Source organism: Streptomyces sp. NPDC047061 (assembly GCF_040643955.1).
Taxonomy (GTDB): Bacteria; Actinomycetota; Actinomycetes; order Streptomycetales; family Streptomycetaceae; genus Streptomyces.
The window spans coordinates 20,760-44,646 of record NZ_JBEYVI010000052.1 but is presented as its reverse complement, the minus strand read 5'-3'; the positions used below and the strand labels follow the sequence as shown (position 1 = coordinate 44,646).

21 protein-coding genes and 2 pseudogenes are annotated in these 23,887 nt (G+C 72.4%); 10 read left to right on the top strand and 13 right to left on the bottom strand.

What is annotated here, in order from left to right; all coding sequences use genetic code 11:
- Positions 1–2 precede the first annotated feature (2 nt).
- Genes ABZ887_RS44540 through ABZ887_RS44515 form a run of 6 tightly spaced genes read right to left on the bottom strand, consistent with a single transcriptional unit; the run spans position 3 to position 7,167 of the window.
- On the bottom strand, positions 3–1,559 hold the full coding sequence (locus tag ABZ887_RS44540) for a GMC oxidoreductase (protein ID WP_361303934.1): 1,557 nt from the start codon (positions 1,557–1,559) through the stop codon (positions 3–5).
- On the bottom strand, positions 1,529–2,722 hold the full coding sequence (locus ABZ887_RS44535; RefSeq protein WP_361304006.1) for an ROK family protein: 1,194 nt from the start codon (positions 2,720–2,722) through the stop codon (positions 1,529–1,531). Before ABZ887_RS44535 ends, ABZ887_RS44540 begins: the two co-directional genes overlap by 31 nt.
- A gap of 8 nt (positions 2,723–2,730) precedes the next feature.
- Complete coding sequence (locus ABZ887_RS44530) at positions 2,731–4,095, bottom strand: carboxylesterase family protein (RefSeq protein WP_361303932.1); 1,365 nt, start codon at positions 4,093–4,095, stop codon at positions 2,731–2,733.
- 2 nt (positions 4,096–4,097) lie between these two features.
- Complete coding sequence (locus ABZ887_RS44525; RefSeq protein ID WP_361303929.1) at positions 4,098–5,003, bottom strand: carbohydrate ABC transporter permease; 906 nt, start codon at positions 5,001–5,003, stop codon at positions 4,098–4,100.
- Positions 5,000–5,872 carry a sugar ABC transporter permease gene (locus ABZ887_RS44520; RefSeq protein ID WP_361303926.1) on the bottom strand — a complete coding sequence of 291 codons (873 nt, stop codon included), beginning with the start codon at positions 5,870–5,872 and terminating at the stop codon, positions 5,000–5,002. The genes ABZ887_RS44525 and ABZ887_RS44520 overlap by 4 nt, the downstream gene beginning before the upstream one ends.
- Positions 5,869–7,167 (bottom strand): extracellular solute-binding protein, encoded by a 1,299-nt coding sequence (locus ABZ887_RS44515; protein ID WP_361303923.1) that lies wholly within the window; start codon positions 7,165–7,167, stop codon positions 5,869–5,871. Before ABZ887_RS44515 ends, ABZ887_RS44520 begins: the two co-directional genes overlap by 4 nt.
- Positions 7,168–7,398: 231 nt before the next feature.
- Between ABZ887_RS44515 and ABZ887_RS44510 the strand changes: the two genes are divergently transcribed.
- Positions 7,399–8,244 (top strand): MOSC N-terminal beta barrel domain-containing protein, encoded by an 846-nt coding sequence (locus tag ABZ887_RS44510; RefSeq protein WP_361303920.1) that lies wholly within the window; start codon positions 7,399–7,401, stop codon positions 8,242–8,244.
- Positions 8,245–8,317: 73 nt separating this feature from the next.
- Here the strand turns inward: ABZ887_RS44510 and ABZ887_RS44505 are convergent, their stop codons facing one another.
- Positions 8,318–8,905: a hypothetical protein gene (locus ABZ887_RS44505; RefSeq protein WP_361303917.1), complete on the bottom strand. Its 588-nt coding sequence runs from the start codon at positions 8,903–8,905 to the stop codon at positions 8,318–8,320.
- A 186-nt stretch (positions 8,906–9,091) separates the two neighbouring features.
- Here ABZ887_RS44505 and ABZ887_RS44500 point away from each other — a divergent pair, with 186 nt between their 5' ends.
- Genes ABZ887_RS44500 through ABZ887_RS44490 form a run of 3 tightly spaced genes read left to right on the top strand, consistent with a single transcriptional unit; the run spans position 9,092 to position 12,850 of the window.
- Positions 9,092–10,885, top strand: a complete 1,794-nt coding sequence (locus tag ABZ887_RS44500) for an FAD-dependent monooxygenase (RefSeq protein ID WP_361303914.1) — start codon at positions 9,092–9,094, stop codon at positions 10,883–10,885.
- Positions 10,886–10,889: 4 nt separating this feature from the next.
- Complete coding sequence (locus tag ABZ887_RS44495) at positions 10,890–11,951, top strand: maleylacetate reductase (RefSeq protein WP_361303911.1); 1,062 nt, start codon at positions 10,890–10,892, stop codon at positions 11,949–11,951.
- Positions 11,948–12,850: an intradiol ring-cleavage dioxygenase gene (locus ABZ887_RS44490; RefSeq protein ID WP_361303908.1), complete on the top strand. Its 903-nt coding sequence runs from the start codon at positions 11,948–11,950 to the stop codon at positions 12,848–12,850. Before ABZ887_RS44495 ends, ABZ887_RS44490 begins: the two co-directional genes overlap by 4 nt.
- Positions 12,851–12,883: 33 nt before the next feature.
- Here the strand turns inward: ABZ887_RS44490 and ABZ887_RS44485 are convergent, their stop codons facing one another.
- Complete coding sequence (locus tag ABZ887_RS44485; RefSeq protein ID WP_361303905.1) at positions 12,884–13,828, bottom strand: AraC family transcriptional regulator; 945 nt, start codon at positions 13,826–13,828, stop codon at positions 12,884–12,886.
- A gap of 152 nt (positions 13,829–13,980) precedes the next feature.
- On the opposite strand from ABZ887_RS44485, the gene ABZ887_RS44480 reads away from it, so the two are divergent.
- From ABZ887_RS44480 to ABZ887_RS44470, 3 genes are all read left to right on the top strand, one after another.
- Positions 13,981–15,711 (top strand): hypothetical protein, encoded by a 1,731-nt coding sequence (locus ABZ887_RS44480; RefSeq protein WP_361303902.1) that lies wholly within the window; start codon positions 13,981–13,983, stop codon positions 15,709–15,711.
- Positions 15,712–15,805: 94 nt separating this feature from the next.
- Entirely contained in the window at positions 15,806–16,762 is a 957-nt protein-coding gene (locus tag ABZ887_RS44475; RefSeq protein WP_361303899.1) for an ROK family protein, read from the top strand.
- A 110-nt stretch (positions 16,763–16,872) separates the two neighbouring features.
- Positions 16,873–17,853 carry a LacI family DNA-binding transcriptional regulator gene (locus ABZ887_RS44470; protein ID WP_361303896.1) on the top strand — a complete coding sequence of 327 codons (981 nt, stop codon included), beginning with the start codon at positions 16,873–16,875 and terminating at the stop codon, positions 17,851–17,853.
- Positions 17,854–17,920: 67 nt separating this feature from the next.
- On the opposite strand, the gene ABZ887_RS44465 is transcribed toward ABZ887_RS44470, so the two are convergent.
- Together ABZ887_RS44465 and ABZ887_RS44460 are read right to left on the bottom strand one after the other, a co-directional pair.
- Positions 17,921–18,577, bottom strand: a complete 657-nt coding sequence (locus ABZ887_RS44465) for a DUF3105 domain-containing protein (RefSeq protein WP_361303893.1) — start codon at positions 18,575–18,577, stop codon at positions 17,921–17,923.
- A gap of 110 nt (positions 18,578–18,687) precedes the next feature.
- Complete coding sequence (locus ABZ887_RS44460; RefSeq protein ID WP_361303890.1) at positions 18,688–19,122, bottom strand: hypothetical protein; 435 nt, start codon at positions 19,120–19,122, stop codon at positions 18,688–18,690.
- Positions 19,123–19,392: 270 nt separating this feature from the next.
- On the opposite strand from ABZ887_RS44460, the gene ABZ887_RS44455 reads away from it, so the two are divergent.
- Positions 19,393–20,457 (top strand): cation diffusion facilitator family transporter, encoded by a 1,065-nt coding sequence (locus ABZ887_RS44455; RefSeq protein WP_361303887.1) that lies wholly within the window; start codon positions 19,393–19,395, stop codon positions 20,455–20,457.
- Positions 20,458–20,512: 55 nt separating this feature from the next.
- Positions 20,513–20,857 (top strand): annotated as a pseudogene (locus ABZ887_RS44450) (acetoacetate decarboxylase); the annotation flags it as partial.
- Positions 20,858–20,903: 46 nt separating this feature from the next.
- On the opposite strand, the gene ABZ887_RS44445 reads toward ABZ887_RS44450, so the two are convergent.
- Positions 20,904–22,151 carry an NADH:flavin oxidoreductase/NADH oxidase family protein gene (locus ABZ887_RS44445; RefSeq protein ID WP_361303884.1) on the bottom strand — a complete coding sequence of 416 codons (1,248 nt, stop codon included), beginning with the start codon at positions 22,149–22,151 and terminating at the stop codon, positions 20,904–20,906.
- Positions 22,152–22,265: 114 nt separating this feature from the next.
- Here ABZ887_RS44445 and ABZ887_RS44440 point away from each other — a divergent pair.
- Positions 22,266–22,373, top strand: a pseudogene (locus ABZ887_RS44440) (NAD(P)H-quinone oxidoreductase); the annotation flags it as partial.
- Positions 22,374–22,515: 142 nt separating this feature from the next.
- Here ABZ887_RS44440 and ABZ887_RS44435 read toward each other — a convergent pair.
- Both ABZ887_RS44435 and ABZ887_RS44430 read right to left on the bottom strand, forming a co-directional pair.
- Positions 22,516–23,124: a flavin reductase family protein gene (locus tag ABZ887_RS44435; RefSeq protein WP_361303882.1), complete on the bottom strand. Its 609-nt coding sequence runs from the start codon at positions 23,122–23,124 to the stop codon at positions 22,516–22,518.
- A 60-nt stretch (positions 23,125–23,184) separates the two neighbouring features.
- Complete coding sequence (locus tag ABZ887_RS44430; RefSeq protein WP_361303880.1) at positions 23,185–23,805, bottom strand: TetR/AcrR family transcriptional regulator; 621 nt, start codon at positions 23,803–23,805, stop codon at positions 23,185–23,187.
- Positions 23,806–23,887 lie beyond the last annotated feature (82 nt).

Sequence of the window (23,887 nt, the reverse complement as noted above, 5' to 3'; positions counted from 1 at the left end):
GGTCAGACCTTCTGTCGAGGGGTGGTGGTCAGCGCGGGATCCCGCCGGCCCGCGGTGTGTGCGGTGACGGCGCGGGCGGCCCGGATGGCGGTCACGGCGCCCGTCAGGGTGACGTTCGCGGCCATCGCCGTGGGGATCACGCCGTTGCCGGCGAGGTACAGGTTGTCGTGGCCCCACACCCTGCCGTCCGGGTCGCACACGCTGGTGCCGTCGTCGGCGGGGCCGGAGCGGACGGTGCCGGTCAGATGCAGTGAGGAGCCGGGCGGCAGCAGGGCGCTCTCGGTCGCGGGGTCGAAGGGGCCGAACTCCTCGGCCAGCGAGCGGACTTCGTCCTGCGCCCGGCGGATCAGCGCCCGGTCGGCGGCGGAGTGGGTGAACTCGACGCCGATCCGGGGCATCCCGGCGAGGTCCGTGTCCGACTCCGAGAACACCAGCCGGTTCTCCGGACGCGACTCGACCGGGACGTACAGCGAGATGCCGACCGAGTGGGCGAGCGGGCGGCCCGCCTCGTCCAGGTACGTGCGGTTCATGATCTGGCCGTGGAACGGCTGCGCGGCGCCGTTGTGCGGCAGCCACAGGGAGTCGGTGCTGAACTCGCCGGGGCGCGGCAGCGGCAGTGCGTCGAGGCCGATGCCGAACCGGTCGAGGTCGAGCAGCGCGCGGGCGGTCACGAAGGCGTGTTCGTTGAGGCGGCGGCCCAGCGCGTCGGGGCGGATGCCCGAGGCGAAGAGCAGTTGCGGAGTGCGCAGCGCGTCGGCGCACACCACGACGGTGTCCGCGTCCAGGTCCGACTCGAAGCCGTCGGCGACCCGGCGCAGCCGGGCGCCCGCGACCCGGCCGTGCACGACCCGGAGCCTGGTGACGAGTGTGCCGGTGACCAGGGTGAAGGCCGGGTCCGTGGCCGTCGCGAGCGGCGGGAAGACCGTCGCCGGGGCTGTGCGCGGCATGGGGCCGGCGGTCGTCGGCGTGACGGCCATGGGCATCGGCTGCGGGCGTCGGTCGGCCGGTCCGATGCCGTCGTAGCGGCGGCGCAGGATGTCGAGGACCAGTTGCCCGACCCCCGTCGGACCGATCGCGGCGGGTGCGACCGCGAGGAGCCGGCGGGCGGTGTCGAGGTCCGTCGCCCAGGCGGCCGGGTCCCCGGAGTCGAACACCTCGTGCCCGGCCGGCCAGGGGGTCGCGGCCGTCCAGTGCACGCCCATGCCTCCCGCGTTCCACGCGAGCGCGGCCTGGGGCATCGCCTCGGTGTCCTCCCCGAAGGCGAGCGCGTGGTACATGCCGGGCGGCAGGCCGGCGAGGTCGCCGGGGACCTCGCGCACCACCTCGGCGCCCGTGTACATGCCCTGGATGCCGGTGGCGACTTGTTCGTTGTAGCGGGCCCAAAGGAGGGGATCGTCGAGATCGTGCAGGTGTCTGCCGGGGGTGTCGCCGATCGCGGTGCCGGCTTCGACCATCGTGATCCGCAGCGCCGGATCGGACGCGCGCAGTCGCCGGGCCACGACGGCGCCCATGATGCCGCTGCCCACGATCAGGACATGGGTGTGGGGGGTGTGGGGCACGGAAAGCTCCAAAGGATCGGTGACGCAGGGGGACAGAGGCTCGGTACGGGAGGTCCGAACAACTGGGTGTCCATGCGGTCGAGTGCCAGCTTCACGGCGCCGACGAGGGCGGCGTCGCGGCCCAGGCCGGTGGCCCGCAGCTCGACCGCGGGGGTGCGGGCGGCGCGCAACGCCTCGCGCACCCGGGGCAGCAGCACGTCGGACGCGTCCTCCAGACCGCCGCCCAGCACGATCAGGGAGGGGGCGACCGTCCAGGACAGGGTGGTGAGGATCGCGGCGATGTGCGCCACGAACTCGTCGACCTCGGCGAGCGCGCCCGCCTCGCCCGCCCGGGCGGCCTCGACGCGGCCGAGCGCGACGGCCCGGCGCTCCGGCTCCGGCGAGGTGAGCCAGGCGACCGGCCGGTCCTCGACCGAGTCCGTGCGCATCGGCACCGCCTCGATGATCTCGCCCGCCGCTCCGTCGAGCCCCCGGTGCACCGCTCCCCGGATCAGGATGCCGAGGCCGGCCCGGTTGCCGAGCATCGCCCAGACGACGTTGTCGTGGTCACCGGCCACGCCGCGCCAACGCTCCCCCAGGGCACCGAGGTTGGTGTCGTTGTCCGCGAACCAGGGCACCCGGATCCGGCGGGTGAGTTCCGCGGGCAGATCCACGCCCTCCCACCGGGTCGTGTGCACGAGCCGCCGCACCACGCCGTCGTCGTCGATCGCGCCACCGCTCGCGAGCGCACCGGCCCGCAGCCGCTCGACCGACCCGCCCGCGTCCGCCAGCGCTTCCCGCACCAGCGTCGCCACGTCGTCGAGCGAGGTCCGCGGGTCCGGGTAGGAGCGCAGCGGGCGGTGCGCCCGGCCGACGATACGGCCGCGCACGTCCGCGACGACCGCGGACACGGTCTCCGTGGTGATCTGCGCGGCGGCCAGCAGGGCGTGCTCGGCCCGCAGTTCGTAGCGCCGGGCGGGCCGGCCTGCGCAGCCCCGGGCGGGTACCCGGTCGAGTTCGGCCACCCAGCCGGCCGTCAGGAGGGAGTCGAGGATCAGCTCTATGGTGCGCCGTGACAGGGTCGTCCGCTCGGCGAGGGCGGTGAGCGTCGTCGGCCCGGCCGACACCGCCAACGCCCGCAGAATCACAGAGGTGTTGACCCGGCGTACCGCGCTCTGGTTCATGCCCGCCATCAGCACGGCTCCGCCGCTGCCGGGACCACGGGGTCGTACCCGCCCGTGACGTCGGCGGCGGGCGCGGCGCCGGGACGGCCGTACTCGCGTGCCGTGTCGCCGGGTTCGCCGGTCGCCGGCGCCCAGGACGGCCGTCGTCCGCGCACGAACCCGACGAGATCCGCGTGCATCGACCCGGCCAGCTCCTGGGGCGGGCGCGGGCCCAGGGCCGCCCGGACGCCCGGTGCGTCGAGGACGTCGTAGAAGAACGGGATGTCGACGCAGTGGGTGGCGCCGCCGGTGGCGGGGGAGGGCCACTCGAAGGAGTACAGCCAGGTCCCGGCGGTGGCCTTCCGCCTCAGGCGTGCCGCGCGCGGGCAGGCGGCCCGGAAGAGGGTGTCGGTGACCCGGGTGCCGGCCGCGCGGGCGGACCGCGCTGCCGCGTCCGCTGCCGCGTCCGCTGCCGCGTCCGCTCTCACTCCGCCGTCGAACTCGTCGCCGGTCGCCCCCAGCAGCAGCGGTACGTCGAGCCCGTGACCGGCGAGCCCTTCGGCGGGGGACACCGGCAGGATGCCGTCACCCGTGACCGGCCCGAGCACCAGCACCTCCCCACCTCTCACATCCCTTACCGCCTGCTGCAGTCGTGCCACGCCGACGCCGCTGAATCCCTCCCGCGTCGGCGGTACGCCGAGCCGCGCCCCGAGCCGTTCCAGGAAGCCGTAGGCGGTGTCCCTTCCCGCCTCGAAGAAGCCGCCGGAGATGCTCACCGCCCGCTGGAAGCGGCCCCGGGCGGCCGGTGACGCCAGCAGCGCCAGCACCGCCGCGCCTCCGGCCGACTGCCCGGCGAGGGTGACCCGGTCCGGGTCACCGCCGAACGCGGCGATGTTCTCCCGCACCCAGTCGAGAGCGAGCAGCATGTCGCGCAGCCCGAGATTGGCCGGTACGCCGTCGAGCGGCGCGAACCCGTCCACGCCCAGCCGGTATCCGACCGTCACGGTGACGACCCCGTCCCGGGCGAAGGAGCGCCCGTCGTACCAGGGGCTCGCCGGACTCCCCGCGAGGAAGCCGCCGCCGTGGATCCACACCAGGACCGGGCAGTGTTCGGCGTCGACCGGGGCGACCACGCTCAGGTTCAGCACGTCGTCGCCCGGCACGGACGGCTCCGGGATCGTGGTCGTCGCCGACAGCGGCACCGCCTGCGCGGTCGCGCCGTGCCGGGACGCGTCGTACGGCTCGGTGAACCGGCCGCGCGGCACCGGCGCCGCGAACCGTCGGGCGCCGACGGGTGCTTCGGCGTACGGGATGCCGAGGAAGCGCCGGACCCGGCCCGCCCGGTGGCCGACGACCGCGCCCGCCGGGGCCCGCACCGTGTCCGTCGTGATCACCGTCACCGCATCCCCGTTCCCGCGATGCCCTGCACGAAGTACCGCTGGAGGCACAGGAAGAGCACCAGCACCGGCAGCATCACCACGATCGCACCGGCCAGCATCAGACCGTAGTCGGTGACGTGCGCCGCGGCCTGGCTGGTGGCGGCGAGACCCACCGGGAGGGTGTACGTGGACATGCTCTGGGCGACGACGAGCGGCCAGATGAAGTTGTTCCACGAGGTGAGGAACGACATGATCGTGATCGTCGCGACCGCGGGACCGGCCAGCGGCAGGAAGATCCGGAAGAAGATCCGGAACTCGCCCGCCCCGTCGATCCGGGCGGCCTCCAGCAGCTCGTCGGGGACCGACAGCGCGTACTGGCGCATGATGAACACCGACAGCGGCAGCGCCACGGCGGGCAGCGCGATGCCGGTCAGGGTGTCCGCGAGCCCCAGGTCGACGGTGATCACGAACTGGGTGACGAAGACCGTGGTGAACGGCACCATCATGGCCCCCATGACCGCGCCGAACGCGAGCCGCTTCCCCGCGAACTCCAGCTTGGCGAGGGCGTATCCGGCGGCCGACGCGGCCACGAGGTTCCCGACGACCACCATCACCGCCACGACGACGCTGTTCACCAGGAACCGGCCGAAGCCCTGGGTGCGGAACAGCCGGACGAAGTTGTCGAGAGTGAAGTGGTGCGGAAGCCAGGCGCCGGGGTCGGAGCGGATCTCGTCGAGACTGCGCAGCGAGCCGCCGGCCACCCAGACGAACGGCAGCAGCGTGAGCAGCGCGCACAGCACCAGCGCCCCGTACAGCAGGGGCTGGGAGAGGGACCGGCGCCGAACGGCGGTCCGGTCGGCGGAGGTGGGTTCGGTGTCGGTGCGTTCGGTGTCGGTGTTCTGGTACGCGGCTACGGCGGTCATGAGCGGGGCCTCAGCAGTCGGAACTGGACGACACTCACCAGGGCCACCATGACCAGCATCACGAAGGACGCGGCCGACGACATGCCCAACTGGCCCACGCCGAACTGGTGGTAGGTGTACAGCGCCACCGACTCGGTGGAACCGAGCGGGCCGCCGTCGGTGAGCAGGTAGGGCTCGTCGAACACTTGCAGGTAGAAGACGGTCAGCAGGACCGACACCATCAGCGTGGTGGGCATCAGCATCGGCAGGGTGATGTGCCGGAGCTGCCGCCACCGGCCCGCCCCGTCGAGGGCCGCCGCCTCGTACACGTCCCCCGGGATCGCCTGGAGCCCGGCGAGGAACAGCACCATCGCGGTGCCGAAGTTGCGCCAGACGCCGAGCGCGATGACCACGGGCATGGCCAGATGGGTGTCGTCCAGCCAGTTCGGCCCGGCCAGGCCGACGGCGGACAGCACACTGTTGACCGTGCCGTTCTCGTTGAAGGCGTACCGCCAGATCAGGGCGACCGCGACGACGTTGGTGACGACCGGTGCGAAGAAGACCGTGCGGAAGGCGCCGCGCAGCCGCCGGATGCCGGAGTTCAGCGCCAGGGCCAGCACGAACCCCACCGCCATGGTCAGCGGCACCCCGACGGCCACGAACAGCGCGGTGTTGAGGATGTCCCGCACGAAGCTGTCGTCCTGGAACAGCCGGACGTAGTTCTCCAGGCCGGTGAAGTCCACCGCGAGCGGATGCCGCAGGTCCGAGCCGCGCAGATCGGTGAGGCTGAAGCCGAGCGCGGCGACGGTGGGTACGGCCGTGTAGACCAGGAAGACCAGCGTGAACGGCGCGAGGAACAGCCAGCCGACGGCCGTCCGGCGGGTCCTCACCGCGCTCCCGTGCCGAGGCTCTCGGCGTACGCCTGGACGTTCGCCGCCGCCTTCGCCGCGCTCTCGGTGCCCTTGGCCACGGCCTCCATCTCCTTGCCCAGCCGGGTGGCGACCTGCTGCCAGGTGGACACCTGCGGGAACGCCCGGGTGTTCTTCAGCTGGGTCAGGAAGGCGTCCAGCAGCGGCTGTCCCTTGATCGCCGAGTCGTCCCAGGCGGAGACGACCGCAGGCAGCGAGCTGTACGCCTTGTACTGCGCGACCTGGGTGCCGGGCTTCGCCAGATACCGGACGAACTTCCACGACGCGTCGGCGTTGCCCGCGTCGGCGAGCACGCCCCAGCTGCCGCCCGCTGAGAAGGACACACTGCCCGACGACCCCGCCGGCAGCGGCGCGGTGGCGACATGGGCGGCAGTCCAGCCGGTCTTCTTCGCCGCGGTGTCGAGCTGCCCGACGACCCACGGTCCGGTGATCATCATGGCCGTCCTGCCGGACACGAAGTACGGCTGTGCGTCCAGGAAGGTCGGTCCGCCGGTGTCGGCGACCTTGGAGGTGAAGAACGACGCGTTGTACGTGAGGGCGTCGGCCATGGCCGGGGTGTCGAGTGTCCACTTCCCGCCGGAGAGCAGCGAGCCGCCCGCCTGCCAGGCGTACATGGCGACGTCCTGGCCGTTGAAGATGTCCCAGCCGATGTCCGCCCCCAGCCCGTGCGCCGCCCCGGCGCCCTGGAGCGCCTTGAGGAAGGGCACCATCCCCGCCCAGGTCGTCGGCGCCGTGACACCTGCCTTCTTGGCGAGGTCGGAGCGGTAGACCAGCGCGTACGTGTACGCGTACCAGGGGACCGTGTAGGCGACGTCCTCGACCACACCGGCGTCCCACAGGCTGGTGAAGAAGGACTTGGGGTTGACCAGGTCGTCCGGCACGGCCCGCAGGATCGACGGGTCGAGGAACTGGGCCTGCGACTCCGGGAAGAACTGGGCGACGTCCGGTCCCTTGCCCGCGGCGATCGCCGACTGGAGCTTCGTGTAGTACTCGGCGTTCGGGATCAGCGTGAACTTCACCGTGAGCTTCGGGTTCGCCGCCTTGAACGGCTTGATCACCTTGTCCAGGACGTCCGCATCGCCCTGGGCGGCCCAGATGTTCAGGGTGCCGGTGGCCGGAGAGTCGTCGACGGGCGCGGCGGAGGACTTCGCGGCCGTGGTCGCGTCGCCACGGCCGCAGCCGGTGAGTGCGCCGGCGCCGAGCAGCGCCAGGCCGGCGGTCAGCTTCAGGGCACCGCGTCTGGAGGGGAGGGACATTCGGGGGCTCCTGGATTTCGCGGGAAAGCAGCGTTATCGCTGACTGCGAAGCTACGAACGCCGTGTTGCACGGGCGTGGCCGAGCCATCACGAATAATTTCGGAACTTGTAGCGAAATCGACGAGGCGCTCAGCAGGAGCGTTCCCGGTCTGCGAGGCCGACCCGGAGAGCACGGGACAGCGGTTCTAGGAGGAGCCGCTCTCTCCTCCCCCCGACGGCCATAATCGATCCATGGGGACTGTGGCAGCGTTGTACCGGTATCCGGTGAAGTCCATGCTGGGTGAGGCCGTGATCGCCGTGGCCGTCACGGAACGCGGATTCGCCGGTGACCGGGGGTACGCCGTACTCGACGGGACGGGTGCCGTGGGCAGCGCCAAACACCCCCGCAAATGGGGCGAGTTGCTGCGCTGCCGGAGCCGGCTGGACGACTCAGGCGCGGTCCGGGTCGTGCTGCCGGACGGCACGGCCCTGTCGGTGGAGGACCCGGACCTCGACATGCAGCTGTCCAAGTTGCTGGGCCGCCAGGTGTTCGTGTCGGCCGTCGTACCGGAGCACAGCAGGCTGGAGCGGGCCGTGCCGGACTACGAGGGCGGTGTTCCGGACGTCGTGCGGGAGACCGCTTCCGTCGACGCCACGGGCGCGAGCATCACGACGGGCGGGGTCGCCTCCGGCACGTTCTTCGACTTCGGCCAGGTCCATCTCGTCACCACCGCCTCCCTGCACCGGATGCGGACCGTGTATCCCGCCGGGGACTTCGACGCGCGCCGGTTCCGGCCGAACCTGGTGGCGGACACCGACGAAGGGCCGGGTTTCCCCGAGGACGCCTGGCCGGGATCACGCCTGCGCGTGGGCGAGGCGCTGTTCCGGGTCGTGGTGCCCACACCCCGCTGCGTGGTCCCCACCCTCGGCCACGACGAGCTGCCGCCGGACCCGGGCATCATGCGCGCGGTCGCCCGGGACCACCGCATCCCCGTGTTCGACCTCGGCCGGCTCTCGTGCCTCGGCGTGTACCTGGACGTGCTGGAAGCGGGGACGGTCCGGGTGGGCGACGTGATCACGGTGCAGGAGGCCGCCTGATCACCGCCCTCGGCCTCCGGGTCCACGCCGCCGACAGGTGAGCGGGCCACCGCCTCACGAGTGCAGTTGTTTCTCACCAGGGCTCTGCGGCCGAGGACAGGGAACCCACCGCGTAGGTGTCGTAGATCTCCAGGAGGTCTTCGTCCTCGGGGATGTCCACCCTGTACTCCGTCTCCCGGCAGACCAGAGCGCTCAGCCGAGCCAGACGGCGCAGCCCGGGAAAGACCTCGTTCTGCACGAAACGGGGATCGGTGCCCTCGGCCCGAAGGGGCGCCGCTACCGCTTCCTCAAGACCTTCCGAGGGTTGTGCGAGGGCGATGTGCAGCTCGCTCCATCCGCGAAAGCGGTGCAGGAACTGCGCCACGGTGTCCTCGACGGCGCAGCGCAGGAAGTCGCCTCCTTCCACCGCCTGCTCGTCATCGATCACGCAGTACATGCCCAGGGTCGGGATCGGTCGGCATGCGCGGACGAGGCTCTGCCGCGCGGTCACCGGCAGACCCAGCCAGGACGTGAGTCCTGGTGCGTCCGCCAGCGCGGTGGCCGCTTTCCGCTCCGCGATGTCGGTCCGGTCGCTGCCGACGGCCAGAGTCGTCAGCTGATTCGGACGGGACGGGTCCCAGTCGATGACGCACAGGATCGGCCCGGCCGTTACTCGATACACGTCTCGTCCCCACCGTTGAAGTACTTCGACTCGTAGGTGTACACGGTCGTCGCCGTCGAAGCCGTACCCGGATCCGCCATGTCTTGCGGTTTCCGCCGAGAACGCGTGCGACCGCCGCCACCGGGGGTCGCCGGGCGCACAGTGAAGCCACCGGCGACGACGCCGGACGGACGAAAGGTGCCCAGGATGCCGGAATTCAACGACGGGACCGCGGAGACCGAACTCCCGGCCGGTCCGGTCATGGTCACGGACGTCGTGGTCGTGGGATCCGGACCGGCGGGCGCCGCGGCGGCCCTGGCGCTCTCCACGCTCGGCGTGGACAACATCATGATCACCAAGTACCGCTGGACGGCGAACACCCCTCGCGCCCACATCACGAACCAGCGCGCCATGGAGGTCTTCCGCGATCTCGGCATCGAGGACCAGGTGCTCGCCGACGCCACGGACCACGACCTCGTCGGCGACACGGTGTTCTGCACCAGCATCGCCGGGGAGGAGATCGGCCGGATCCACACCTGGGGCACCCGCCCGGACCGCGAGGCGGACTACCGGCTCGCCTCGCCCTGTCTCACCGTCGACATCCCGCAGACCTACCTGGAGCCGATTCTCGTCCGGAACGCCGCCCGGCGCGGCACCCAGGTGCGCTTCTCCACCGAGTACCTCTCCCACACGCAGGACGCCGAGGGCGTCACCGTCGACGTCCTCGACCGGCTGACCGGGAAGGCGTACCTGATCCGCGCCAAGTACCTGATCGGCGCCGACGGTGCCCGCTCCATGGTCGCCGCCGACATCGGGCTGCCCTTCGAGGGGGCGATGGACATCGCCGGCTCGATGAACATCACGTTCAAGGCCGACATCAGCCGCTACGTCTCCCACCGGCCCTCCGTCCTGTACTGGGTGATCCAGCCCGGATCGAACGTCGGCGGGATCGGCGCGGGACTCGTCCGGATGGTCCGTCCCTGGAACGAGTGGCTGATCGTGTGGGGCTACGACATCAACGAGGAGCCCCCGCAGGTCGACGACGCGGCGGCGGTCCAGATCGTCCGCAACCTCCTCGGCATGCCGGACCTCGACGTCGAGATCACCGGCACCAGCCTGTGGGGCAACAACGAGATGTACGCCACCCGCCTGCACAGCGGCCGGGTGTTCTGCGCCGGCGACGCCGTCCACCGGCACCCGCCGAGCAACGGCCTCGGCTCCAACACCTCGGTGCAGGACGCCTACAACCTCGTGTGGAAGCTGGCCGCCGTCCTCAAGGGCCAGGCGGATCCCGCGCTGCTCGACACCTACTCCGCCGAGCGGGCGCCGGTCGCCGAGCGGATCGTGAAGCGGGCCAACAGGTCGAGCCGGGAGTTCGTCGACATCTTCAAGGCCCTCGGTGTCCTCGACGCCACGACGGAGGCCGAGATGACGGCCGCGATCGAGGAGCGCAAGGCCAACACCCCCGAGGGCGCCGCCAAACGGGCCGCGCTGGTGCGGGCGATGGACCTGAAGAACTACGAGTTCAACGCGCACGGCGTCGAACTCGGCCAGTTCTACACCTCGTCGGCGATCGTCCCCGACGGCAGCGCGCCGCCCGTGTCCGAGCGTGACCCCGACCTCTACTACGAGATGTCCACGGTGCCCGGCGCGCACCTGCCGCACGCCTGGGTCGGGGACAGCGCGCACCGCAAGGCGCTGATGGACCTGGCGCCGTACGACCGCTGGACGCTCCTCACCGGCATCGCGGGCGAGGCGTGGGAGGCCGCGGCCGAGAAGGTCGGGCAGGAGCTCGGGGTGCCGCTGGCCACGGTCGTCATCGGCCCGGGGCGCGAGGTCACCGACCTCTACTACGACTGGGCCAAGTTGCGCGGGGTCGAGGAGGGCGGGGTGCTGCTGGTCCGCCCCGACAAGCACATCGCCTGGCGTGCGACGACCCTGCCGGACGACCCGGCGGGCCGGCTGCGCGACGCCCTGACCGCCGTACTGGGAAGGGCCTGAGCCGGTGCGTTTCGACCATGAGAACCTGCCGCAGCGCGTCCGGTTCGCCTCCGGTGCGGCGGCCGCGAACCTGGCCGCCGAAGTCGGACTCCTCGGCGGCCTGCGGCCGATGGTGATCGCCGACCCGGCCGCGCGGGCCGTCGCCCGCGAGATCGCGGCCGGGCTGCCCGTCGCGCACTGGCACGACCGGGACAGCGATGTCGTCATGCACGTCCCGGTCGCGGTGGCCGAGCGGGCCCGCGCGGCGGCGACGGACCACGACGTGGACGTCCTGGTCGCCGTCGGCGGCGGCTCGACGACCGGCCTCGCCAAGGCGGTCGCGCTGACCTCCGGGATCCCGGTGGTCGCGGTGCCGACCACCTACGCCGGCTCCGAGGCCACCGCGGTCTGGGGCCTGACCGAGGACGCCCGCAAGACCACCGGCACCGACCCGCGGGTCCTGCCCCGTGCCGTCGTCTACGACGCCGCGCTGACCCTGTCCCTGCCGGTCGGCATGAGCGTGGCCTCCGGGCTCAACGCCCTCGCGCACTGCGTCGACTCGATGTGGGCGCCGCGCACCGACCCGATCGACCAGGCCCTCGCGGCCGAGGGCGTCCGGGCCCTGCGCACCGGGCTGCCGCTGATCGTCAAGGAACCGGAGGGGCTGGACGGCCGGGAGCGCGCGCTGTACGGCGCCTACCTCTCCGCGACCGCCTTCGCGTCCGCCGGCTCGGGGCTGCACCACAAGATCTGCCACGTCCTCGGCGGCATGTTCGACCTGCCGCACGCCCAGACCCACGCCGTCGTCCTCCCGCACGTCCTCGCCTTCAACGCACCGCACGCCCCCGAGGCCGAGCAGCGCCTCGCGGCGGCCTTCGACGCGCCGACGGCGACCGCCGGACTGGCCCTCATGTACGACGAGTTGGACCCACCGCGCGCCCTGCGCGACCTCGGTATGCCCGAGGACGGCATCACCCCGGCGGCGGAGGCGATCGTCGCCGCCGCACCGCCCGACAACCCGCGGGCCGTCACGCTCGGACCGGTCCTCCGGCTGGTGCGTGCCGCCTGGGAAGGAGCACGGCCATGACCAGCGAGACCCGGGCCGCCGTCCCCGCCGAGCAGCAGGCGCGGGAGGCCGAGATCACCCGCCAGGTGCTCGACTCGTTCGGCGACTGCACCGATCCCCGTCTCAAGGAGGTCATGGAGTCCCTGGTACGCCATCTGCACGCGTTCGTCCGGGAGGTGCGGCTGACGGAGGACGAGTGGAGCAAGGGGATCGACTTCCTCACCCGGACCGGGCACATCACCGACGACCGGCGCCAGGAGTTCATCCTCCTCTCGGACGTGCTCGGCGCCTCCATGCAGACCGTCGCCGTCAACAACCAGGCGTACGGCGACGCCACCGAGGCCACCGTCTTCGGGCCCTTCTTCGTCGAGGACAGCCCGGAGATCGCCGACGGCGGGGACCTCGCGTTCGGCGCCGCCGGTGAACCCTGCTGGGTGGCGGGCACCGTCACCGACAGCACCGGCAAGCCCGTCCCCGGCGCGCGCATCGAGGTGTGGGAGGCCGACGAGGACGGCTTCTACGACACGCAGTACGGCGACGACCGTACGGCAGCCCGTGCGCACCTGTTCACCGGGGCGGACGGCGGCTACCGCTTCTGGGCCCTGACCCCGACGCCGTACCCGATCCCGCACGACGGACCGGTGGGCGAGCTGCTGGCGGCGACCGGGCGTTCGCCGATGCGCGCCTCGCATCTGCACTTCATGGTCAGCGCACCCGGCCTGCGCACCCTGGTCACGCACATCTTCGTGCGGGGCGACGAACTCCTGGACCACGACGCGGTGTTCGGTGTGAAGGACTCCCTGGTCAAGGAGTTCCGGCGGCAGCTGCCGGACACCCCGACACCGGACGGGCGGGACCTGTCTGGGCGCGCCTGGTCCCGGGCCGGGTTCGACATCGTGCTCGCCCCGGACGGCGCCTGACCCGCGTCCTGGGCGGGTGGCGGCGGGTCCGGCTCAGCTGTCGGCCCGGGCCTCCCGCAGCACATCGGTGGCGCGCACCCCGTACCGCTCCTTGAACCGGTGCGAGAAGCGGGCGGGCGAACCGAAGCCGCAGCGCGCGGCCACCTCGGCGACGGTCGGGTTCCCGCCCCCGGCCAGCAGCGCCCGCGCTCCCTCCAGCCGGCGGGCCAGCAGGTACTGCGGGACCGTCGTACCGCCCGCCGCGAACACCCGTGACAGATGCCGCTCGCTGATCCCGATGCCCCTGGCGATCCGGGCCGCGGTGAGCCCGCTGTCGCTCAGGTGGTCCTCGGCATAGGCCTTGGCCATCGCCAGATGGACCGCGGAGAGCGCGGCCGGTCGGCCGGTCACCACGCCGGCGAGCAGGTCCAGCAGGGTGTCCTCGTCGACCGGCCGGGACGTCTCGGGGTGCACGGCGCGGCCGGCCAGCCGCGCCAGCGTCCGGGCCTGGAGGTCGCCGGTGCCGAAGTCGAAGACCCGGGGGCGGGTCAGCGGCTCCGGCCCGGCGACCTCCCGCCACACCTGCCGCGGCACCTTGACGGCCAGCTCCTCCAGGCCCTGGGAGAAGCCGCGCATGAAGGGCCGGTCCGCGTCGCACACGATCAACTGCCCCGGCCGGACGACCTGTACGCCGGCGTCGTGGTAGAAGAACGCCTCTCCCACCAGCGTCAGGTAGCAGGCGATGGCCTCGGACGGCAGCCGCCGCACGACCGCGCGGGTACGTTCGACGACGTGGGGGTTGCCCGTCACCCGGGCCACATGCACCCGGGGGAGCTGAAGGTTGATCTCCGTGGCCTCGAGCGCCTCGTCATCGAGCGACCGGCAGCGCAGGCCGATCAACGCGCTCGCGTTGTGGTTCTCCCACAGCGCGACACGCTGCGCCTCGGGCAGTCCGATCGTGCTGAAGCGCACGGGCTCCGACAGCATGCCGGTCGTCATCCCCCCAGCGTAGTCCCGCCGGCGTCGGGACAGGTGCCGGTGTCGGAGGGCGCCGGGCCCTTGACTCGCGGGCGTGACGAGGCCCAGTGTTATCGTTAACGCACTCGTGAGCAAGTCGTGGGCAAGACGCACGCCGGTCCTTGGAGCATGACGTGACCCGTCTCTATGAACGCAACCCCCGCTACCCGACGGTCGGGGGCGCCGTCGCCCGTGGCTGGGATGCCGCCGTCAGGACCCTTCCGGCCGGCCCCGCCGTCCTGGCCCTCGACGGCCCGGCCGCCCTGGACTGGGACAGTGCCGCCGCGGCGCTGGCCGCCGCCCTCGCCGACCGCGGGGTGCCGGCCCGGCTGCTGGACCTGCGTGCTCACGAGGCCGACTGGGACACCGTCCTCGGCCGTACCGGCGACAGCGCCGGTCCCGCCGCGGACCCCTACTACCTGCCGCTGGCGCAGAACTCCCTCGCCGACGTCTACCGCGAGCTGCCGCGGGCCGAGCGGCCCGCCGAGGGGCTGCTCGTCGTCCACGGGCCCGGCTCGGCGCTGGTCGAGCACGACCTCCTCTGGTACGCCGACCTGCCGAAACGTCACGCGGAGGCGGCGATCGCCGCCCAGCAGCCGCCGCTCGGTGTGAACCTCGGCCGGCACCGTGAGCCGGGCGACCTGCGCCGCCTCTTCTACGCGGACTGGCCGATGACCGACGCGCACCGCGACGCGATCGCCACTCGCATCGACCGCTGGCTCGACCTGCAGCACCCGGAGACCCCCGCCTCCGTCGACGGCGCGACGATGCGTGCCACGCTCGCGGCGCTCGCCAGGGGCCCGGTGCGCTCCCGCCCGTACTTCAACTCCACGCCGTGGGGCGGCCAGTGGGCCGTCCGCGAGCTGGGCTTCGAGCCGCGCCACGGCAACACCGCGCTCGGCTACGAGCTGATCGCGCCGGAGGCGGGCGTGCTGGTGGGCGACGGCCCGGCGGCGGAGGTCGAGCTGCCCTTCCAGCTGCTGTGCGTGCTGCACCCGGTGGAGTTCCTGGGCGCGGCCGTCCATGCCGAGTACGGCACCTCGTTCCCGATCCGCTACGACTACCTGGACACGGTGGAGGGCGGCAACCTCTCCCTGCACCTGCACCTGCACCCGCGCGCCGAGTACATGCGGACCCGCTTCGGCCGGCCCTACACCCAGCACGAGACCTACTACGTCACCGCCAACACTGGCGAGGGCGCGCGCATCCACCTCGGTCTCCGGCAGGACGCCGACACCGGCCTGATGCGCAAGCAGGTCGAGGCGGCGATCGAGCGGGGCGAGGAGATGGACGTCGAGCGGTTCGTGCAGAGCCACCCCTCGCGGGAGGGGCAGCTGTACATGATCCCGGCGGGCACCCCGCACGCCTCCGGCGCGGGCAACCTCGTCCTGGAGGTCAGCGCCACGCCGTACCTGTACTCGCTGCGGTTCTACGACTGGCTGCGCAAGGACGCGCAGGGCAACTCCCGTCCGCTGCCCTACGAACACGGCTTCGCCAACCTCGACACCGGCCGCCAGGGCGAGGACGTGGTCCGCGACCTGGTCCAGGAGCCGCGCACGCTGCGCGAGGGGCCGGGCTGGCGCGAGGAGGTCATCGGCGCCCTGCCGGAGATGTTCTACGAGGTCCGGCGCCTGGTCATCGACCCGGCGGCGGACGGAGCCCGGCCCGCCGAGGACGACACCGAGGGCCGCTTCCACATCCTGAACGTCTCCTCCGGCGAGGGCGTGGTCGTCGAGACCGCCGACGGCCGAAGCCATGAACTCGTCTTCGCCGAGACACTGACCGTGCCCGCCGCGGTCGGCGCCTACCGGCTCCGGCCGCTGGGCGGGCGGCCGGTGCACGTGGTCAAGTCCCTGGTCCGCTGAGCACGGATCGACTGACGTGTTATCGATAACGCAATCCATGTCGGGCGCCTTGCACCCGGGCCTGGCCGAAGCCGCACGACAGGGGGCTGATCGCGTGCTGACCGCATCCACATCCGTGCCGGTCCTGGAGGTCGGCGGCACCCACGTCACCGCCGCCCTCGTGGACCTGAGCGGCGGGAAGACGGTCGGCGGGGTGGTGCGCCGGCCGCTGCCCGCGCAGGGCACCGCCGAGGAGATCCTCGACGGCATCGCCGCCACCGCCGCCCGGATCGACGCCCCCGCGGGGGCGTCCTGGGGCGTGGCCGTGCCCGGCCCGTTCGACTACGCGTCCGGCATCGCGCTCTTCGAGGACGTCGGCAAGTTCGACGCGCTGTACGGCGTGGACGTGCGCGCGGAACTGTCCCGGCGGATGCGCCCGGCGCCCGGCGCCCTGCGTTTCCTCAACGACGCGGACGCTTTCGGCATCGGCGAGTGCGTCGTGGGAGCGGCCGCCGGTCATGAACGCGCCGTCTGCATCACGCTGGGCAGCGGCGTCGGCTCCGCGTTCCTCGACCGGGGTGAGCCCGTCAACGACGGACCGCTGGTACCGCCGGACGGCAGCGCCCATCTGCTGTCGTACGACGGCCGGCCCCTGGAGGAGACGGTGTCACGGCGCGCGATCCGCGCCGCGTACGCCGGGGCGGTGCCGGCCGACCAGGGCCTGCTCGGCGATGTTCCCGACGTGCACGCCATCGCCGAGCTGGCTCGCGGCGGGGACCGGGACGCGCGGGCGGCGCTGGAGCATGCCTTTCGGGCTCTGGGGGTCGCGCTGGCGCCATGGCTGGCGCGGTTCGGGGCGACCGTGCTTGTCGTCGGCGGCTCGATGGCCGCCTCCTGGGACCTGATCGAAGGGCCGCTGAGAAGTGGGGCCGGCGCGGGCGCCGGGCGTGCCGTTCGGCTGCGGTTCCGCGCCGCCGAACGGGCCCACGACGCACCCCTGCTCGGCGCGGCCGCGTGGGCAGCACGACCGCAGTCCGCGGCGGTGGCCGGTCACGGCCCCCACGTAGGATGAAAGGCCGCGGGCGTACCGTCGAGGCGCCCGCGGCCATCCCTCTTCAGGAGAGAGCGAGCGCAGTGCCCCCTTCCGGCGTCCCCGAACCGTCCGGGTCGGCCGCTCCCACGATGCGCGACGTGGCCGCCCGGGTCGGAGTCAGCGCCATGACCGTGTCGCGGGCGCTGAAGGACGACAAGCGGATCAGCCCCGAGACCAGACAACGGGTGCTCGCCGCCGTACGGGAACTGGGCTACCGCCGCAACGAAGTGGCCCGCAACCTGCGCCTGCGCCGCCCCAGCGGCATGATCGGCCTCGTCGTCACCAACCTCGGCAACCCCTTCTACTCCCGGCTCGCGCTCGGCGCCGAGCAGGTCGCCGAGGAACACGGGCTCCGGCTGGTGCTGGGCAACACCGCGGAGCAGGTCGCACGCGAACGCAACCTGGTGGAGGACCTGGTCGCACGCCGCGTGGACGGGATCATCGTGGTCCCGGCCGGCGCCACACACCGCCACCTCAGTCCCGCCTCGCTCGGCGGCACCCCCGTGGTCTTCGCCTCCCGGCCCCCCTCCGGCACGGAAGCCGACACCGTGCTCGTCGACGACTTCGGCGGCGCCCGCGACGCCACCGCGCACCTGCTGGCGCAAGGGCACCGGGCCGTCGGCTTCCTCGGCAACCCTCCCGCCCTGTTCACCGGCGCCGAACGCTTCCGCGGCTACTGGGCAGCCCACGAGGAGAGCGGGCTGACGCCCCGCGAGGAGTGGATCCGCCGGGGGCCGCACGACATCCCCACCGCGGAGACGGCGGCCCTGGCGGTCCTGGACCGCGACGACCCGCCCACCGCCCTGTTCTGCACCAACAACCGCATCACCCTGGGCGCCTACCGCGCCGTCCGTCGCCTGGGCACCGACACCGCGCTCGCCGGCTTCGACGACTTCGAGATGGCCGACATGCTGGGCGTACCCGTCACCGTCGTCTCCTACGACGCGGAAGAAGTCGGACGCCAGGCCGCCCGACTCCTCCTGGACCGCATCGAACGAGCACCGGACGCGCCGTCAGGTCCGCCCCGCCGCACGGTGGTACCTACGTCCGTCGTGCGCTACGGGGCCTGAGACCCCCTGTGTCCGGCCGCCGAGGCGGCTTCGCGCCGCGGTGCCGTACGTCAGCGCAGCAGGTCTGTCATGACGCGGTGAGCCCGTTCGTGCAGGCGGCACCCGGCTCGGGGGTCTGCGGGCCCTGGACGTACTTGGTGAGGAACTGCTCGACCCTCGGGTCGGCCGCCGTCCTCACGCTGAGCTGGTGGCCCCAGGCGGTCAGCGTGATCGCTCCGGACTGGGTCCTGTCCGGACTCATCAGCGTGTAGGGCGTCTTGGAGACCTTGTCGGCGAGGGTGTCGCGGTCGGTCTGCGTGGCCTTGTCGTTGTACGTGACCCAGACCGCGCCGTGTTCGAGGGAGTGGACGGCGTTCTCGTCCGGGACGGCCTTGGTGTAGACGTCGCCGTCGCAGGTCATCCATGCCGGGGCGTGGTCGCCGCCGACGGGCGGGTTCTCGGGGTAGTCGACCTTGGTCTGGACGTGGTTGCGGGTGAGCTTCTTGGCGTCCCAGACCTTCTCGCCGGATATCGGCTTCGCGGCCTCGGCGGCCTTCTGCTCGTCCTTCCGGTCGGCGTTGTCGACGGCGTAGGCGCCCCAGCCGACCAGTCCGGCGACGATGACGGTGCTGAGGGTGACGGTGATGACGCGGTTGCGGCGTTCGCGGGCTCTTTCGGCGCGGCGCAGCGCCTCGATACGGGCCTTGCGGTCGGCGGCGGCCTGCTTCTTGCTGGTCTTGGACATGACTGGGCGTTCCTCGTCCCCGCCGGGCCGAGTCGTCGGCCGGCGGTGGGTACAGGGTGGATGAACGGACGCTGACTGCCGCGCGCCCGAGCGCACGGCGGGGCGTTCGGCTACGTCCGCTGCACCTGGAGGAAGTGGAGATCGGGAGCGCCGCGCGTGGGCGTCAGGCCGAGCGAACAGGCCTGGACGGCCGAGCCGGAGCGGCCGGGGACGTGGGTCAGGACGGCCGGCGCGGGCTGGGCCGCGGTGGGCAGCACCGCCCGGACACCATGCGTGTCCTGAGCGCAGCAGACGTCACCGGCGGGGCAGTTGCCCGGCTGGGTCGCCTGCGCCGTCCCGTGGTCGGTCGGATGGCCGGCGGCCGGTGCCGTCGGGGCGGGCGGCGTGGCGGTCGTCGGCGCGGTCGCCAGGTCGGTGGCGGCATGAGCCGCGGGGCCCAGGCACATCACCAGCGCCGTGAGCAGCATGACCAGGGCGTGGCACAGCGCCGCGGGCCGCGTGGTCCGCCACGCGCCGCGCCGCCCGTGCTGTGTCCGGCCGCTCATCACGGAAATGCTAGGCGGACGCTGTGAACGGACTGTCGGCGGGGTCGGGACCGTCCGTGCTCATGGCGCTCCCCTTTCTGTGCACGGCCTCCGCCTGCTCGGCGGGCAGCGGGGAGCTGCCTTTGAGCCCGCTTCCCGCATGCCATGTTTCCGCAGGTCAGAAGGCTCCTAACGGAGATGACAACGGTCACCGGTGCAGCCTTTGGTGATTCCCGGTCGGGTGCGTTTCACTGCGGTCAGGGCACCCGTCGCGAGGGGGAAGACGTCAGCATGAGCGATCACGACCACGACCACGATCATGACCACGGCCAGGGCCACGACCACGGCCACGCCGCGGGGCACGGCGCGGGCGGGCATGCCGGGCACGCGCACGGTGTCTCGGCGGACGCCGACCGCCGCTGGCTGGCCATCGCCCTCACCCTCATCACCGCGTTCATGGCGGTCGAGGTCGTCGTCGGTGTCGTCGCCGGTTCGCTGGCCCTCATCTCCGACGCGGCGCACATGCTCACCGACGCCGCCTCGATCGTCCTCGCGCTGGTCGCCATGCGGCTGGCCGCCCGGCCGGCCAGGGGCGGCTTCACGTACGGCCTCAAGCGCGCCGAGATCCTCTCCGCCCAGGCCAACGGGCTGACCCTGCTCCTGCTCGGGGTGTGGCTGGCCTACGAGGCCGTACGCCGCCTGATCTCCCCGCTGCAGGTCGAGGGCGGCCTGATGCTCGCCACCGCGCTCGCCGGCATCGTGGTGAACGTGGCCGCGACCTGGTGCCTGTCCAGGGCCAACCGGTCCTCGCTCAACGTCGAGGGCGCCTACCAGCACATCCTCAACGACCTGTTCGCCTTCATCGGCACCGCGATCGCCGCGCTGGTCGTCGTCCTGACCGGCTTCGCCCGCGCCGACGCCATCGCCACCCTCGTGGTGGTCGCCCTCATGGTGAAGGCCGGCTACGGGCTGCTGCGCGAGTCCGGCCGCATCTTCCTGGAGGCGGCGCCGGCCCACGTCGACCCGGACGCCCTGGGCGACAAGCTGGTCGCCGAGCCGCAGGTCGTCGAGGTCCACGACCTGCACGTCTGGCAGATCACCTCCGGCCAGGCGGCCCTGTCCGCGCACATCCTGGTCGAGCCCGGCGGTGACTGCCACGCCGTCCGCCGCGACCTGGAGGAACTCCTGCGCCACGACCACGGCATCACCCACACCACCCTCCAGGTCGACCACGCCTCCGCCCCCGTGCTCGACAGCGCCCTGCCCGGCGACCGCGACCTGCTCCCCCTGGACGCCGACGGGCACTGCGAGGAGCCGCACGGCCCGGTCCACCGCGACGAACCGCACGAACACTGACCCTCTGACCCTCTGACCTGCTGTCGACCGCGACCTCCGACATCGACGCCCCGGTTCCTCCGCCCGGATCACGATGCTCGCCCGCTCCCGCGCGATCCGTTCCCGGCCGAGGGAGTCGGCACCGCTGGAGGTCGAGCCCGCGCTCGGGCTGATCTCCGTGATGTTCTTCCGGTACGACGTGTGCGACATCGGCTTCTGCGCCGAGGCGGCTGTCGGGATCGCCGTGAAACCGGCACGGCACGGCAGGCTCGGCTTCCCCGAGTGGGTCACCGACCCCGACGTCCACATCGACGCCCGCCGGACGACCGCACGCGTGGCGAACGGCGTCGGCGGCACCGACCTCGCGCTGTCCGCGCCCAATCCGGCCCGGACCGCCCACCCGAGCGGCAAGCGGGTTTCGCAGGCGACGAGCACCTGGGGCCCTTCCCGTCTGCCCGTCGGGCCGTCTACGCGGGGCCGCCCTGTGACGCGGACAGCCAGGCGCGGTAGCGGCGCAGGGCCCGACGCTGCCTGCGCTGCTCGGAGACGAGGGCGAGCGCCGGGTGGGTGCCGGGCGTGGGGCGGCTGCCGCGGGCGATGCGGCGCATCTGGTGGCGGACCTGTGCCATGCCGGCCGCCGAGGCGAGGGCCTTGTCGGACCATGTCACCGGCCGGAGCTGAGCGTCGGCCTCGCGCCCCTGGCGCCAGCGGGCGGGCAGGTCCGGGGTGACGGCGAGGGCCGTACCCATCCCGGTGATCGCCACGCCGCTGTCGAGGACCTTCTCGGCGGTGGCGCGCCGGGTGATGCCGCCGGTGAGCATCAGCGGCAACGGGCTGGTCCTGACCAGGTCCTTCGCCAGGTCGAGGAAGTACGCCTCGCGGGCCTGGGTACGCGCGTCGGCGGGGCGTCCCGACATCGCCGGGCTCTCGTAGCTGCCGCCGGACAGTTCGACCAGGTCGACGCCGAGCGGTGCGAGCATCTCGATCACCTGGCGGGCGTCGTCGGCGTCGAACCCGCCACGCTGGAAGTCGGCGGAGTTGAGCTTCACCGCGACCGCGAAGGACGGGGAGACGGCGGCGCGGACCGCGCGGACGACGTCCAGCAGCATCCGGGCCCGGTTCTCCAGCGATCCGCCCCACTGGTCGGTGCGCTTGTTGACCAGAGGGGACAGGAACTGCGACAGCAGGTAGCCGTGCGCGGCGTGGATCTCCACGCCGTCGAAGCCCGCCTGCTCGGCGCGCCGGGCCGTGACCGCGTACCGGGTCACGGTGGTCCGGATCTGCTCGGGCGTCATGGCCACGGGGCGGCCGAAACGGCTGCTGTGCCTGCCCAGGTCGACGGCGACCGCGGACGGGCCCCACACGACGCCGGGCATGTCGGACCCGATCTGGCGGCCGGGGTGGTTGATCTGCATCCAGATCGCGCCGCCGCCCGTCCTGCCGGCCCTGGCCCACTCGATGAAGGGCTCCAGCGGCGCGGCCTCGTCGAGGACCACCCCGCCCGGACCGGTCAGCGCCTCGGCGTGGACCATGACGTTGCCGGTGATCAGCAGCCCGGTGCCGCCGGCGGCCCATCGCCGGTACAGGTCGAACAGCACCTTGTCCGGGAGCTGGCCGTCGCCGGCCATGTTCTCCTCCATGGCCGCCTTCGCGATCCGGTTGTTCAGTACCTGCCCGGAGCGCAGGGACAAGGGCGAGAACAGCTCGCTGGTCATCCGGGTTCCCCTTCGATCTCGATCGCTTACGATGTATGCAGTGTTCACATTAGGGCTGCGATGTAAGCGACGTGAACATGGAGGCGTGTGACCTGCGTCGCAGATGGGCGGGGGTTGGTGGGGGTGGTGGCCGGCGCCCTGCACCGGGCCGACGTCATGCAGCGCCAGGGGCTCTACCCCCTGGCGCCGGGTGTGTCGCCGTGTCCGGGACTGGAGGCTGCCCATGTCCGAGGCCGCCGAGGCGCACCGGCGCATGGAGGCCGGCGGGCACCTCGGCAAGATCCTGCTGGTGAACGGCCAGAGCCGCTGGAGCCGGCGTCGCCGGGCGGCCGTCGCCCCGGCCAGGCCGTCAGGGGGTGCCGGGTCAGGGGGTGCCGGGATCCTCGTACGGGATGCGGTTCAGGTGTACGACCTCACCGAGGGTGCCCCATTCGTCCGCGCCGAGTTTGGTGAGCGGACGCAGCAGCTCGCTGCTGGGCCGCCCGTCCACCAGGTAGTCCTCGTCGACGGCGGCATGCAGCACCCGCCCGAAGACCAGTGTGGAGTTGCCCATGCGCAGCGTGGTGTGGGAGCGGCACTCCAGAACCACATGGGACGCGGCGACCCTGGGCGGACGTACGCACGTGCTGGCCTCGCGTGCGATGCCCGCGGTGTCGAACTCGCTCACCGAACGGGGGAGGTCGGTGGCGGTCGCGTTGATCAGCCGCAGCAGCGGTTCGGACGAGAAGTTGACGACGAACTCCCCGGTGTCCTCGACGTTCCGCAGGGAGTCCTTCCGGCCGATCGAGGTGAACTGGACGATCGGGGGGTCGGTGCTGGCGATGCTGAAGAAGGAGTGCGGGGCCAGGTTCTCGGTGCGTCCGTCGGGGGTGATCGTGGAGATCCAGGCGATCGGCCGCGGAACGACGACCGATGTCAGGAACCGGTAGAAATCCGTGCTGCTCATCGCTTCAGGAGCGTATTCCAGACGCATGGTGGCCTCCCGGGCGCTGTAGTGGCCGTGGTTCGCGCCGCGGCCGGTCGTACCGGTGCTTCACACCGTCGGTTCGGTCGGCCGCGGGGGAGCGGGCAGCCCCCGGCTCACCAGGTCCACGGCCTCGGACACCAGGGCGACCACCTCCGGGCCGGAGTCCGGCTGCCAGCAGCTGATGGCAGCCTGCAGAGCCGCGAAGACCGCGGCCGCGGCCGTCCGTACATAGAGGTGGCACTCCGGCAGGCCGGTGCGCGCCGCCACCGCCCTCGTCACCGCCTCCTCCACCGTGCGGTTGGTCAACATGATCCGTGGCAGGAGCTCCGGACGCTCGCGCAGCAACAGCACGCGGTCCAGCCAGATCCTGCCGGTGGCGAGCTCGCTCAGCCGCTCCACGAACACGGCCCTGATCGCCTCCGGCGGGGTCTCCTCCGGAGGGCGGGCGGTGATCCGCCGCTCGATCAGCGCGGGTGCCCCCTCCTCCAGCATGAAGGCGGCCTCGTCCTTGGTGGCGAAGTAGTTGAAGAAGGTGCGGGGGGAGACTCCGGCCTCGGCGCAGATGCTCTCCACCGTGACGGCTTCCGGGCCATGGCGGCGGAAGAGCCCCACCGCGGCGCTCTGCAGCGCTCGGTGCGTCGCTCGCTTCTTGCGTTCGCGCAGCCCGTCGGGGCGGCCGCTCTCCATCTGCTCGTCGCTCCTCATCCGCTCGTCGGGCCCCCGGGTACCGGTGGCCGTGACAATTGCTACAGTACTGCAAAAATGCAGT